Origin of the sequence: Mesorhizobium sp. M0088 (genome assembly GCF_040322895.1) — a bacterium.
In the GTDB taxonomy this organism is placed as follows: Bacteria; Pseudomonadota; Alphaproteobacteria; order Rhizobiales; family Rhizobiaceae; genus Mesorhizobium.
The window spans coordinates 25648-39235 of record NZ_JAMYUI010000014.1 but is presented as its reverse complement, the minus strand read 5'-3'; the positions used below and the strand labels follow the sequence as shown (position 1 = coordinate 39235).

The following is a 13588-nucleotide window of genomic DNA, read 5'->3' as shown; positions in this document are numbered from 1 at the left end:
CGGGCAAGCCACCCCTGCTAAACGCGCGCCATGAGCACGCCCCTCGACCACATCCGCAATTTCTCCATCGTCGCGCATATCGACCATGGCAAATCCACGCTTGCCGACCGGCTGATCCAGCTGACCGGCGGACTGGAGCTGCGCGACATGAAGGAGCAGGTGCTGGACTCGATGGACATCGAGCGCGAGCGCGGCATCACCATCAAGGCGCAGACGGTGCGGCTGAAGTACCGCGCCAACAATGGCGAGGACTATATCCTCAACCTGATCGACACGCCCGGACACGTCGACTTCGCCTATGAAGTGTCGCGTTCGCTGGCCGCCTGCGAGGGTTCGCTGCTGGTCGTCGACGCCTCCCAGGGCGTCGAGGCGCAGACGCTGGCCAATGTCTACCAGGCGATCGACAACAACCATGAGATCGTCGTGGTGCTGAACAAGGTCGACCTGCCGGCCGCCGAGCCCGAGCGCATCCGCGAGCAGGTCGAGGAGGTGATCGGCATCGACGCTTCCAATGCCGTGCTGATCTCGGCCAAGACCGGGCTGGGCATTCCCGACGTGCTGGAAGCCATCGTCCACCAATTGCCGCCGCCGCGCGAAGGCGACGCGTCGGCCCCGTTGAAGGCGATGCTGGTCGACAGCTGGTACGACGCCTATCTCGGCGTCATCGTGCTGGTGCGCGTCATCGACGGCGTGCTGAAAAAGGGCCAGACCATCCGCATGATGGGCACCGGCGCCAAGCACCTGGTCGAGCGCACCGGCGTTTTCACCCCGGCCCGCATCAATGTCGACGAGCTCGGCCCCGGCGAGTTTGGCTTCTTCACCGGCTCGATCAAGGAAGTCGCCGACACGCGCGTCGGCGACACCATCACCGAGGACAAGCGCACAACCGCCAAGGCGCTGCCCGGCTTCAAGCCGGCGCAGCCGGTGGTGTTCTGCGGCCTGTTCCCGGTCGACGCCGCCGATTTCGAGGATCTGCGCGCCGCGGTCGGCAAATTGCGCCTCAACGACGCCAGCTTCTCCTTTGAAATGGAAACCAGCGCGGCACTCGGCTTCGGCTATCGCTGCGGCTTCCTTGGCCTCTTACATCTGGAAATCATCCAGGAGCGGCTGGAGCGCGAGTTCAACCTCGACCTGATCGCCACGGCACCGAGCGTCGTCTACCGGCTGGCTCTGACCGACGGCTCGATGAAGGAGCTGCATAACCCGGCCGACATGCCCGACGTGGTGAAAATCTCGGCGATCGAGGAGCCGTGGATCCGCGCCACCATTTTGACGCCCGACGACTATCTCGGCGGTATCCTGAAACTTTGCCAGGACCGGCGCGGCATCCAGGCCGACCTCTCCTATGTCGGCAAGCGCGCCATGCTGATCTACGATCTGCCGCTCAACGAAGTCGTGTTTGATTTCTATGACCGGCTGAAGTCGATCTCCAAGGGCTACGCTTCGTTCGACTATCACCTGACCGACTACAAGGAGGGCGACCTCGTCAAGATGTCGATCCTGGTCAATGAAGAGCCGGTCGACGCGCTTTCCATGCTGGTGCACCGCACGGCGGCGGAAAAGCGCGGCCGGCAGATGTGCGAGAAGCTGAAGGAGCTGATCCCGAACCATCTGTTCAAGATCCCGATCCAGGCCGCCATCGGCGGCAAGGTCATTGCCCGCGAAACCATCTCGGCGCTGCGCAAGGACGTGACCGCCAAATGCTACGGCGGCGACGTCTCGCGCAAACGCAAGCTGCTGGACAAGCAGAAAGAAGGCAAGAAGCGGATGCGCCAGTTCGGCAAGGTGGATATTCCGCAGGAGGCGTTTATCCAGGCGCTTAAGATGGGGGATTGAGAAGCCGGTTGGCGCGCGCAGCGCGCCAAGTCATCGATCCGGTGGATCGATGGCCTGCTTCGAAAGCGGGCCCCCCGCCAGCGCGGCGCTGACGCTGCACGGTGGGAGATTAGCCACCAACAGTGCAGAGTCAGGAATTCTTCGTATCCGACCGTCCGGCTCTTCGCGGTGAGCCTTTGTCCGCTTCCGTACCAAACGTCCGGCCTGGTTGATCGGGCATTAGCGGGGCGGTAAAGAATCCGGGCGGCGGACCCTTATCAGGTCGCCAATGGCCGGCGCGGGCTCAGGCAACTGCCTCACCGGCATTCGCGCCGGCCATTTCCAACCCGCACATGATCGCAGCGATCCACCGGCCTGCGCCGCACTTGAAGGGGCGCCGACGCTTCTTGCCTTCCCCCCTTGTGGGGGAAGGTGGATCGGCGCGCAGCGCCGAGACGGATGAGGGGTGTTCCAGCGGAGTGAGGCGTTGAAGGGTCTGCTCTGGTTCAGGGCCGTTACTGTTGGCCGGATCGCCAAGCTGGAACACCCCTCATCCGTCTTGCCGCTTCGCGGCAATCCACCTTCTCCCACAAGGGGAGAAGGTAAAGCGAACGTTGGCGCCTCACCCCTCAATCCAAACCTTCTCAAAATGCTGCTCCAGCGCCTGGTGCTGTTCGCAGCCTTCGACGCCTTTGCGGTACGTCCGGTAGACCGAACGCCAGTAGGGTTGGATGATGATACCGCTGTCGCGCAAATTCTGCTCGATCTTGCCCATGATCTCCTTGCGCGCCTTGGCGTCCGGCGTCGCCAGCGCCTTGTCGAGCAGGGTGTCGAATTCGGGGTTGGCGTAGGCGCTCTCGTTCCAGGCTGCACCCGATTTATACGCCAGCGCCAGCACCTGGACGCCGAGCGGGCGGCCGAGCCATTCGGTGCAGGAGAAGGGGTATTTGCTCCAGTCGTTCCAGAAGGTGGCGGCGGGCAGCACGGTGCGCTTGATCTTCAGTCCGGCGTCGCGCATCTGCGCGCCGATGGCGTCGCCGGTGCTCTTCTGCCATTCGACATCGACGGAGATGAGCTCGAATTCGTGATCGGCCTTGCCGGCCTCGGCCAGCAGCTTCTTCGACTGGTCGACGTCACGCCTGGCCGGGCCGATATCGGCATATTCGGGGTGCATGGGGCCGACATGGTGGTTGTCGGCGGGCTTGCCGCGGCCGCCGAGGCCGAGCGCCAGCACGGCGGAATTGTCGACGGCGAGCTGGGCGGCGCGGCGCACCTTGACGTCGTCATAGGGCGCGTTGGCGACATTGAAGCGGGCGACGATGGTGGAGCCGGTGGCGATCTCGGAATTCATCAGCCCCATCTGCTCGGTCTGCGAGACGGCGTCGGAAGCGGTCTCGTGGTCGGTGTCAATCTCGCCGGATTCGAAGGCCGACAGCATGGCGTTGGGGTCAGAGCCGTAGTCGACCCATTTGATGCCGTCGAGATGGAATTCGCCCTTCCACCAGGGTTTTTCCTTGCGCTTCACCTCGGCGCCCGTCTCGGCATCCCAGCTGACCAGCTCGCAGGGGCCGGTGGTGATGGCAAGCGCCTTCATGGGGTCGCCATCGCCCTCATAGGAGCGGTGCATGATCAGCGCGGGATAGTCGGCCATGCCGGCGATCAGCGAGATGTCGGGTTTCGGCAGATTGAGTTTTATCGTGAAGTCGTCGACCTTGGCGATGCCGCCATCGACGACCTTCTTGGTGTCGGCATTGACCAGCGCGCCCATGCGCGCGGCGACCGAATTGCCGGGCACCGAGGCATCGCACCAGCGGTTGAGGTTGTGGATGACATCGTCGGCGTTGAAGGCATCGCCGTTCGACCAGGAGATGCCCTTGCGCACATGCAGGGTCAGCGTCCTGGCGTCGTCGCTCGCCTCCCAGCTTTCGAGCAGCCAGGGCTCGAAGGAGAAGTCGGTGTTCCAGCGCACCAGATATTCGTTGCAGTGGCGGGCGACATTCGACATCTCCACGCCGTCGAAGGTGCGCGGGTCCTTGAAGCCCTTGACGTTCATGGCGACGCGCAGGACGCCGCCCTTCTTCGGCTCTGCCGCGCGGGCAGGGGTGGGGGCGAGCCCGCCCAGCGCAAACGCGCCGGCGGCACTGACACCGAGGCCGGCCATCAGCGCCAGATATTCGCGGCGGTTGATGCCGCCGGTCCTGAAATCATCGGCGACGGGTTTGGCTTGCGGGTGGAGTTTGCGGTCGGTCAGCATGAATTTCATCGTCGTTCCCCTGTTGTTGATGCATGCCGCCCAAAAGTGCCCAGCGGTTTTGGGACAACGGCATGCACAGAAAAATCGCCCCGGCCGATCGACAGACGCGGGGGCGGACGCGACCGCCGGGGCGCCGTTGCCTGAGAGGGAATGATAAGGCTGGGTGACGCGGGAGAGTGTTCGGGAATCCGCAGTGATTGTGCGGCGCTCCGCAGGGGAGTCGGCAGTGCGCTTATGCTTTGCAGCCGCGCTGCGAGGAGATGCGCCAACGGCGCGGCGCCAATCTCCCTCCTTGAGGGGGAGATGGCCGGCAGGCCAGAGGGGGTCGGCACGACGGGACGCGACCTCCTACTTGCAAAAAGATGATGCTAGCGCTCTACGCGCGACGACCCCCTCTGTCGCCTTCGGCGACATCTCCCCCTCAAGGGGGGAGATTAGCGTTCCACCGTCGGCCACTCACCTCGGCCCAGCGCGCCGACCGCACCAACAATCCGCGCAAACGCCGCCGCCGCCGCTGGCACCGTCGTCCTTGCACGCAGGAAGCTGTGCACCAGCCTTGGCTCCTCGTGCCACCAGGCCTTGCCGCCGGCGGCCACAATGCGGTCGCGGTAGGTCTCGCCATCCGACGACAGCGGGTCGCATTGCGCCGTGACGATCACCGTCGGCGGCAGGCCGGAGAAATCGGTGTCGCGCAGCGGCGAGAAGGTCGGGTCGTCGGGCGATTGCCGCCTGGCCGAGCGGACGTCGCGGTAGAAGGCGATGTCGGCCACCGACAGCAGCGGCGCGTTGGCGTGCTCGATATAGGAGCCGGCGGTGTCGTCGCCGCCGAGTTCGGGATAGATCAGCACTTGCCCGACCGCAGCTCTGATATGGCGGCGCGTCGCCTGCGCCACGGCGGCGGCGAGATTGCCGCCAGCGCTTTCGCCGCACAGCACCAGCGGCAGGCCTGATGTGGCGGCTGCCCATTCAAAAGCGGTGACGGCATCGTCGAAGGCGGCGGGGTGGACGTGCTCCGGGGCCAGCCGGTAGTCGACCGACAGCACGTCGAAACCGGTGCCGGCGCAGAGCTCGGCACAGATGTCGTCATGGCTTTCCAGCCCGCCGAGGATGAAGCCGCCGCCATGATAGTAGATCACCATCGCCTGGGCGGCCTTGCCGGCAAGCCGGTAACGGCGGATCGGGATGTCGCGGCCGGCGGCGGCGATCAGGCCGTCGCTGGCCTTCACGTCGGGTGGGCGGCCCTGGTGGAAGGCGCGGCTCATCCTGTCATAGACGGCGCGCTGCTTGTCGATCGGCAGGCCGAGGATTTCGGGCGGGTACCAGGCGTTGACGGCGTCGATATAGGCCCAAAGGGCCGGATCGAGCCGGGTTTCGTAGGGGCCGCGCGTCATAGATCGGCGTAGAGCGCGGCCGCGTTGTCGAAGGAGAAGCGCAGCGGCACCGAGCCCTCGACCTGCCAGGCGGTGACGGTCTCGCCGGCCAGCAGCCGGCAGGCGCCATCGGTATCGGTGACGGCGCCGCCATAGAGCCGGTTGGCGAGGTTGAGGATGCCGGTCTGGTGCATGGCCGCGCTGCCGCTGCCGCAGGCATCCTTGACCAGAAGCACGCGAAAGCCTTTGGCCACCGCATCCTTGACCGACGCGTCGATACAGGCCTCGGTCCAGACGCCTGCAATGACTAGCCATTCGATGCCTGAAGACTTGATGTCGCGCGCCGCCGGCCCGGTGCGGAAGGCGCTGGCCTCGGCCTTGATCAGCAGCGCCTCGCCGTTGATCGGCGCCACCTCACGGCAGATCTCGGTCAGCGGATCGCTCTTGTCGGAAAAAGCCGACTTGCCGTCTTCACCCAGCGGATGAAACGGCCGGTCCTGGCTGTCGAGATCGACGATGTAAGCCCAGTGATAGAGCGGCACATGGTTGCCCCGCGCCGCCGCTTGCAGGCGCTGGACGTTGGCGAGGATCGTGTCATAGCCGTCGACGAGGTAGCGCTTGTCCTGCCGGTGCTCTTCCTGCAGGTCGATGAAGATCGCGGCCACGGTGCCGGGTTTGATGGCGATGGGGGTTTTCATGCGGCGCCTGCCTGATGCAGGGTCGAGGCAGTCAAAGACTTTTCCGTATGCCGGCGGGACAGCGCCCCCCTCTGCCCTGCCGGGCATCTCCCCCTCAAGGGGGGAGATCGGCCGTCGCGAATGCCTTCGCCAATCACCAGAGCTGCAGGAAAAAGCGCCGCAGGCGACGCTGCCAATCTCCCCCCTTGAGGGGGAGATGTCCGGCAGGACAGAGGGGGGCGCCAGGGAACGAGGCGCTCATTGGTAGCCCGCATCAAACCTGCGTCTCCAGAAACTCATCCTCATAGGGAAAGCGCGAAAGCAGCTCTGTACCCGTCTCGGTGATCAGGATCTCGTCCTCCAGCTTGACGCCCTCGCGGCCGCCTTTCTCGCCGATATAGCTTTCCACGCTCACCACCATGCCTGGCACGATATGGCCGTCACGGCCATAGGTCTCGTAATCCATGGCATGCGCGATGAAAGGCGTTTCGCCATGCATGCCGACGCCGTGCATGACCGAGGTGTAGCGCTGGTCGACGAAACGGTCCGGGATTTTCCACGCCTTCTCGGCAATCTCGCGGAACGCCATGCCGGGTTTGACGATCGAAATGTTGTGCTGAACCTGGTCGTGCGCCATGCGGTAGAGCGACTTCTGGTAAGGCGTCGGCTTGCCCGGCCCGCAGCGGAAGGTGCGCGAGAAATCCGAATAATAGCCGTAGCAGCCGATCGTGTCGGTATCGAGCGCCAAGAGTTCGCCGGGCCGGATCTTGCGGCCGCTGGCCTCGTTGAACCACGGATTGGTACGCTGGCCCGATGTCAGCAGCCGCGTCTCGATGAACTCGCCGCCCTGGCGGATGACCTCGCCATACATGATGGCGAACAGGTCGTTTTCGGAGACGCCGGGCTTGATCGCCTCGCGCACCGCATAGACGGCGGCCTCGGCGCCGGCCATCGACACCTGCAGGCATTTGACTTCCTCGGGCGTCTTCACGGCGCGCACTGCCAGGATCTCGCCCTGGCAGTCGCGGACCTCGCAGCCGCGCTTTTCCAGGGCAAGCGCCTGCAGATGGCTGCAGCGGTCGAGGCCGAGCTTCATCGAGCCGCCGCCATGCTGCTTCAGAAGCTCGGCGATCTCGTCGGCGAACGGCCCGGCGGTCTCGTCGTCGCGGCCCGACACCGACGACCAGACCAGCTTGGAAGGACGCGCCTCGTCGATCGTGTCGAGCACCATCGAGACATGATAGCTCTGCGGATATTCGAACAGCACGATCGGCCCGTCGGTCGGAATGAAGAAATAGCGGGTCGAGTTGCGCAGGAAATAGCCGAACATGTTGCGCGAACCGGTGGCGTAGCGCTGGTTGTAGGGATCGAACAACACGACGCCGCCATAGCCGGCCTCGCGCATCCAGCCGCGCAGCTTGGCCAGCCGGCCCTTGCGCAGGGCATCGGCATCGATGAAGGACGGCTCGGTGTCCGACAGCCACATGCCGCCGGCCGAATCGGCCGCGGCCGGGTGGCGCATGCGGTCCTTGAAGTCCACGTCCTCGGTGCTGTCGGGGTCGAAAACGACGATGCTCATTGGGGTACGGCCTTGGCTGGTTTGCGAGGTCGGAGCATGGCGCAGACGGGGCGGATGGATTGTGCGGAAAACCGCGTGTGTTGTGCGGGATACCGCTGGCTAATCGGTTACGTCGCGATCCTTCGCGCCCCCCTCTGCCCTGCCGGGCATCTCCCCCTCAAGGGGGGAGATTGGCAGTTTCGATGCCGCCGTTCTTTTCTTCAACATCTGAGATTAGCGAAAGCAGAGATGCAGTCCGATCTCCCCCCTTGAGGGGGAGATGTCCGGCAGGACAGAGGGGGGCGCTGTCCCGCCAACGTCTCACCCGTCAGCAAGCGCCCCTAATGCCGTCTCGCCAATCTCGGCGGATGCCCATGCTCCTCGCGAAAGGCCCGGGCAAAACTCGACATGGACGCAAACCCACACGCCAGCGCCACGTCGCGCACGGCGAGCGTCGAATGCGCCAGCAGGTCAGCGGCACGCTTCAGCCTCAGCCGGCGGTAATAGCCATTGGGCGAGATGGCGAGTTCGGAGCGGAAGCTACGCTCGAGCTTGTCGGAGGAGACGCCGAGCTTTGCGGTCAGCTCGGCCATGCCGAGCCGTTCTTCGACCGCGTCCTCCATGATGGCGATGGCCGACAGCACCAGCTCGTTGCGGACGCCGGTGCGCAGCCGCAAGGGCATCATCTTGCGGTCGATGCTGGAGCGCAGCTGGCTGTGCACGAACCATTCGGCGACGCCGGCGGCAAGCTCGGCGCCATAGTCGCGGGTGATGATCTCCAGCATCATGTCGAGGCTGCCGACGCCGCCGGCCGAGGTGAAGCGCTTGCGGTCGATGACATAGAGGTCGCGCCTGAGCTCGATGTTGGGGAAGGCTTCGGTGAAGGCGGCCTGGCTGGTCCAGTGCAAGGTGCAGGCATGACCGTCGAGCAGGCCGGCGCGGGCGAGGAAGAACGCCGCATCCGCCACCGCGCCGATATGGGCGCCGTTGCGCAGGCTCTTGCGGATCCAGTGTGCCGCGTCCTCGGCGACGAGATGATCGGCATCGCCGCCCGAGCAGACGACGATGCGATCGACCTTCGGCGCATCCTCGGCGTAAAAACCCGGCTGGATGACGACGCCGTTCGAGGCCTCGACCGAGCCTTTCGTGCCACCGACGATGATCCAGCGATAGCATTCTCTTTTCGCCAGGACATTGGCGGCACGCAGCGGCTCGATGACCGAGCTGAACGCCATCATCGGAAAGCCGGGGAAGACCAGCACCGCGAAGGTGAGGGGTTCGGCGGGTTTGGGTGGGGCGTGTGTGGCCATGGGGCGCTACACTTCGGGCAGATGGGGTGCGGGGTCAATTGGCCTGATGCTTGAACCTGGAACGTCAGCGCCGCCCCTCACCTGCCTGCCGGCATCCTCTCCCCGTAAACGGGGCGAGGGGCGCTGTTATCGGCGCTTACGCCAATCACCGGCGGCCGCGGTTAGCGTCTTTCTCCCCGTCGCTATACGGGGAGAAATGCCCGGCAGGGCAATGAGGGGGGCGGCGATTTTGGCGATCTGAGGGTCTATCCCCCCAGCGCCTGCTCCAAATCCGCGATCAGATCATCTCCATCCTCGATCCCCGCCGACAATCTTACCAGCGAATCCGATATACCGATCTCGGCCCGTTTCTCCGCCGGAATGGAGCCATGCGTCATCAGTGCCGGATGCTCGATCAGGCTCTCCACGCCGCCGAGGCTTTCGGCCAGCGTGAACAGCTGCGTGCGTTCGAGGAACTTTTTGGTGCCGGCTAGGTCGCGGTCGAGCACGGCTGTGATCATGCCGCCGAAGGCGTGCATCTGCTGGACGGCGACGGCGTGCTGCGGGTGGCTGGCGAGGCCGGGATAGATGACGCGGCGGATGTCGCGGCGCGCTTCCAGCCACTGCGCGATCTTCAGCCCGTTGGCGGAATGACGCTCCATGCGCAGCGCCAGCGTCTTCAGCCCGCGCAGCGCCAGAAAGCTGTCGAACGGACCCGAAATGGCACCGATGGCGTTCTGCAGGAATTTCAGCTGGGCGGAGAGATCCTTGTTGTCGCCGACCACGGCGACGCCGCCGACCATATCGGAATGGCCGTTGAGATATTTGGTGGTCGAATGCACGACGATGTCGATGCCGAGCTCCAGCGGCCGCTGGATATAGGGGCTGCAGAACGTGTTGTCGGCGACCGACAAAATGCCCTTGCGCCTGGCGAGTGCGGCGACGCCTTCGAGGTCGACGATGCGCAGCAGCGGGTTGGTCGGCGTCTCGACCCACAGCATTTTTGTCTCGGGCCGGATCGCCGCCTCGACGGCGGCGAGGTCGGTGAAGTCGACGAACGAGACCTGCAGATTGGCCGAGCGTTTGCGCACCCGCTCCATCAGCCGGAACGAGCCGCCATAGATGTCGTCGGTGGCGACGATATGCGCGCCGGAATCGAGCAGTTCGAGCACGGTGGCGATCGCCGCCAGGCCGGACGCAAAGGCAAAGGCGGCGGAGCCGCTTTCGAGATCGGCCACGGCGCGCTCGAAGGCAAAGCGCGTCGGGTTCTGGCTGCGGGCATATTCAAAGCCCTTGTGCACGCCGGGCGACTGCTGGGCAAAGGTCGAGGTGGCGTAGATCGGCACCATCACCGCGCCGGTCAGCGGGTCGTGGCTCTGGCCGCCATGGATGGTGCGCGTCGAGAAAGCCAGACGGTTCTTGCCCGGTGGTGGTGTTTCAGCGGTCATCGTGCGCGCCTCAGATGGTTGATCAGGTCGATGCGGGTAATCAGGCCGACGAACTCGTCGCCGTCGAAGATGATGGCGACCTCGTTGCGGTCGAAGACCGGCAGCAGCGCATCCAGCGTCTGGCTGGCCTGCAGCGTGTGCAGATTGGAGGTCATGGCCGTGCGGACCGGGCCGTTGAAGCGCTCCCAGCGTCCGTCATAGGGGCCGTCGACCTTGGCCAGGATGTCGCTTTCGTCGACGATGCCGACGAGCTTGCCATTGTCGAGCACCGGCAGCTGCGAGACATCGGAACGGCGCATGCGGCCATAGGCGTTGAGCAGGCTTTCGTCCGGGCCGACATAGACGGTGTCGCCGGTGCGGTGCGAGCGCATCACCAGATCGCGCAGATCGCCATGCTGCTCGTGCTCGGCAAGGCCCTGCTCGGCCAGCCAGAAATCGTCGAACACTTTCGACAGGTATTTGTTGCCGCTGTCGCAGACGAAGGTGACAACGCGTTTGGGCACCGTCTGCTCGCGGCAATAGCGCAGCGCGGCGGACAAAAGCGTGCCCGAGGATGAGCCGGCGAGGATACCTTCCTTCGACAAGAGGTCGCGCACCGCCAGCATGCTCTGCTTGTCGGGGATGGAATAGGCCCTCTTGACCAGCGACAGATCGGCATTGGGCGGCACGAAATCCTCGCCGATGCCTTCGACGGTCCAGCTGCCGGCCTCTTCCATCTTGCCGGTCTTGATCAGCGGCGCCAGCACCGAGCCGACCGGATCGGCCAGCACCATTTCGGTCTTCGGCGACACTTTGGCGAAGTAGCGGCCAAGCCCGGTCAGCGTACCGCCGGAGCCGACGCCGACGACCACCGCATCGACGTCACCGTCGAGCTGCGAAAAGATCTCCGGACCGGTGGTGGTTTCATGCGCCAGCGGATTGGCCGGATTGGCGAACTGGTTGGCATAGAAGGCGCCGGGCGTTTCCGCCGCGATCTTCTCGGCCATGTCCTGGTAATATTCGGCATGGCCCTTGCCGACATCGGAGCGCGTCATGCGCACCTCGGCGCCGAGCGCGCGCAGATGCTGGATCTTTTCGCGCGACATCTTGTCGGGCACGACCAGCACGATGCGGTAGCCCTTGGGGATGCCGACCTGGGCAAGGCCGAGGCCGGTATTGCCAGCGGTCGCCTCGACAATGGTGCCGCCGCGCCGGAGCTTGCCCTGCTTTTCAGCCGCGGCGATCATCGACAGCGCGATACGGTCCTTGATCGAGCCGCCGGGGTTCTGGCTTTCAAGCTTGATGAACAGCCGGCATCTGCCGGTATCGAATTTGGTCAGCTCGACAACCGGCGTCTGGCCGATCAGGTCGAGCACCGATTTGTAGGGCGGACGCAGGCGGGACAATTCGTCGGCTGCGGCGATCTCATGCTCGCTCATATCGATGCTCCATGACCAAGCGACCGCCTCTGGGCAGGGCGGCAGCGTATCCTCTTTTCCAGCCCTTTGCAGTTGGAAAGAAGATAGATCGTGCCAATCAACCGGCCAGATGTGGAATGAAATTCCGGGTTTGCGTTGGCGAGAGTCGCTTCGAAGTCAGGCGAACCCTCCGCGCGTTCGTCATCCTAGGGCGAAGCGACGCGAAGCGGAGTGTAGACCCTAGGATCCATGCCGTGACATTGGTCGAAGAATGCAGCGGTGCAGAATTAATTTGGAAGCATCCGGCTGCATCGACAGGTTTGCACCGCCGCAAGCTCGCAGGTCGCGGCATGGATCCTAGGGTCTCCGCGACGTCGCTTCGCTCCTGCTCCGCCCCAGGATGACGACGGCGTTGGGGTTTGCGCGGAGCCTCTCACCCCAGCAGCTGCTTGCTCAGCCTCGCACATTGCACGCGGATATCGGGAATGGCGTCGATCTCGAAGAAGGTGCCGCGCGTCAGCGGGCCGACGGCGAGGATCTTGGCAGAGATGGTTCCGTCGCCGGCGATGATCTCGCATTTGGCCGATACATCGAGGCCGATGCGCAGCGGATCCGGCCGTGCCAGACCGCGGTCGACCAGCGAGCGCACGACGCTGTTCGACGAGGTCGAGATGTCCCTGACGATACCAGAGCAATCGTAGATGCGGGCAACCTCGAAGGTCTCGAGACGCTGCGTGTGGCGCGACTGGACCTGGACGGTGAATTCGCCGTTGCGCGCGATGTCGACGACGCGGCCGGCGACCAGGCGAATGCGGCCGGATTGCACGGCTTCGGTGACACGGGCGTAGACCTCGGGCGCCATGCGATGGCGGTGGATGTCCCACCAGGCCTTGGTGTGCTCGACGAAGCGGCGCTTGGCGGAAGCCGGCCAGTTCTGCCAGATCTTCTGGTTGAACGGCCGCAGGCCGTCGACGACGTCGCGCCAGTCGATGCCGGCCTTCTGGTTTTCCTTGATCAGGTCGCGGAACCAGCCGACGAAATAGGAGAGCTGGGTGCCGAGCGGAATGTCGGCGACGTCGAGCTTGATCGGATTGCCCTTGCGATGCGGCGAGGGCAACAGGCCGCGCCGCGACACAGCTATGATGTCGCCGCGATGGCCGCGCTGTTCCAGCGCCAGGAAGGCATCGACCATGCTCAGGCCGGTGCCCAGCACCATGACGCCGGCGTCGGTCGGAAGTGCTGTATCGGCTTCCGATCCCATCCTGATGGCATGGCCTTGCGCCGGCTCCTCGTCGTGGCCGGTGGCCAGCACGGCGAGATGCGCAACGACGCTGGTGCCGTTGGCCAGCGCCACTTCGACACCGGATGCGGTGGGCGTGATCGAGAGGCTTTCCTCGCGGATCAACCGAAGCCGCCCGGTCTGCTTTTCGCGCGCCTGCAGCTCGTCGAGCAACTCGCCGAGGTAACGGGCATAGATGCTGCGCGGCGCATAGAAGGGCGCCTGCTCGGCCGTTGCCAGGCCGCGCTCCTGCAGCCAGCGCCAGAAATTGCCGGGATCGTCGGCATAGGCGCTCATGCCGGCGGCACTGACATTCAAGACATGCGCCGACAGCAGCGTCGAATAGGCGATGCCCTGGCCGAAATGCGGGCGCCTTTCAATCAGCGTGACACGCAGGTCGGGATTGGGCGACTTCAGGAGATGCGCGGCCAGCACGACGCCGCTGGCGCCGCCGCCGACAATGATGATGGAGTTGGCGCGCCCGGTCATAGGCGTGCCTTC

9 protein-coding genes are annotated in these 13588 nt (G+C 64.8%); 1 reads left to right on the top strand and 8 read right to left on the bottom strand.

Annotated elements, in window-relative coordinates; translation table 11 throughout:
* Window positions 1-30 precede the first annotated feature (30 nt).
* Entirely contained in the window at window positions 31-1836 is a 1806-nt protein-coding gene (gene lepA / locus NKJ67_RS17910) for a translation elongation factor 4 (protein WP_128289831.1), read from the top strand.
* 601 nt (window positions 1837-2437) lie between these two features.
* Here lepA and NKJ67_RS17905 read toward each other — a convergent pair.
* The 8 genes from NKJ67_RS17905 to NKJ67_RS17870 form a co-directional block, all read right to left on the bottom strand.
* Window positions 2438-4078, bottom strand: coding sequence for an ABC transporter substrate-binding protein (locus NKJ67_RS17905; protein WP_352582104.1), 1641 nt, complete (start codon window positions 4076-4078; stop codon window positions 2438-2440).
* A 425-nt stretch (window positions 4079-4503) separates the two neighbouring features.
* Window positions 4504-5460 (bottom strand): alpha/beta hydrolase, encoded by a 957-nt coding sequence (locus NKJ67_RS17900; protein ID WP_352582102.1) that lies wholly within the window; start codon window positions 5458-5460, stop codon window positions 4504-4506.
* A complete protein-coding gene (locus NKJ67_RS17895; protein ID WP_352582100.1) occupies window positions 5457-6137 on the bottom strand; it encodes an isochorismatase family protein in 681 nt (226 codons plus the stop codon). Before NKJ67_RS17895 ends, NKJ67_RS17900 begins: the two co-directional genes overlap by 4 nt.
* 253 nt (window positions 6138-6390) lie before the next feature.
* Window positions 6391-7695, bottom strand: coding sequence for a M24 family metallopeptidase (locus tag NKJ67_RS17890; protein WP_352582098.1), 1305 nt, complete (start codon window positions 7693-7695; stop codon window positions 6391-6393).
* A 320-nt stretch (window positions 7696-8015) separates the two neighbouring features.
* Window positions 8016-8984: a GlxA family transcriptional regulator gene (locus NKJ67_RS17885; RefSeq protein WP_352582096.1), complete on the bottom strand. Its 969-nt coding sequence runs from the start codon at window positions 8982-8984 to the stop codon at window positions 8016-8018.
* A gap of 245 nt (window positions 8985-9229) precedes the next feature.
* Entirely contained in the window at window positions 9230-10411 is a 1182-nt protein-coding gene (locus NKJ67_RS17880; RefSeq protein WP_352582094.1) for a trans-sulfuration enzyme family protein, read from the bottom strand.
* The gene (locus NKJ67_RS17875) at window positions 10408-11829 is read right to left on the bottom strand and encodes a pyridoxal-phosphate dependent enzyme (RefSeq protein ID WP_352582092.1); all 1422 of its coding nucleotides are present in this window, start codon (window positions 11827-11829) and stop codon (window positions 10408-10410) included. Before NKJ67_RS17875 ends, NKJ67_RS17880 begins: the two co-directional genes overlap by 4 nt.
* A gap of 412 nt (window positions 11830-12241) precedes the next feature.
* A complete protein-coding gene (locus tag NKJ67_RS17870) occupies window positions 12242-13576 on the bottom strand; it encodes an FAD/NAD(P)-binding protein (protein WP_127808551.1) in 1335 nt (444 codons plus the stop codon).
* Window positions 13577-13588 lie beyond the last annotated feature (12 nt).

Bases quoted from the DNA above. Each gene is read 5' to 3' on its own strand.
- NKJ67_RS17890 (WP_352582098.1), bottom strand. From the start codon at position 7,695: ATGAGCATCGTCGTTTTCGACCCCGACAGCACCGAGGACGTGGACTTC.
- NKJ67_RS17875 (WP_352582092.1), bottom strand. From the start codon at position 11,829: ATGAGCGAGCATGAGATCGCCGCAGCCGACGAATTGTCCCGCCTGCGT.
- NKJ67_RS17895 (WP_352582100.1), bottom strand. From the start codon at position 6,137: ATGAAAACCCCCATCGCCATCAAACCCGGCACCGTGGCCGCGATCTTC.
- NKJ67_RS17880 (WP_352582094.1), bottom strand. From the start codon at position 10,411: ATGACCGCTGAAACACCACCACCGGGCAAGAACCGTCTGGCTTTCTCG.
- lepA (WP_128289831.1), top strand. From the start codon at position 31: ATGAGCACGCCCCTCGACCACATCCGCAATTTCTCCATCGTCGCGCAT.
- NKJ67_RS17870 (WP_127808551.1), bottom strand. From the start codon at position 13,576: ATGACCGGGCGCGCCAACTCCATCATCATTGTCGGCGGCGGCGCCAGC.
- NKJ67_RS17900 (WP_352582102.1), bottom strand. From the start codon at position 5,460: ATGACGCGCGGCCCCTACGAAACCCGGCTCGATCCGGCCCTTTGGGCC.
- NKJ67_RS17905 (WP_352582104.1), bottom strand. From the start codon at position 4,078: ATGAAATTCATGCTGACCGACCGCAAACTCCACCCGCAAGCCAAACCC.
- NKJ67_RS17885 (WP_352582096.1), bottom strand. From the start codon at position 8,984: ATGGCCACACACGCCCCACCCAAACCCGCCGAACCCCTCACCTTCGCG.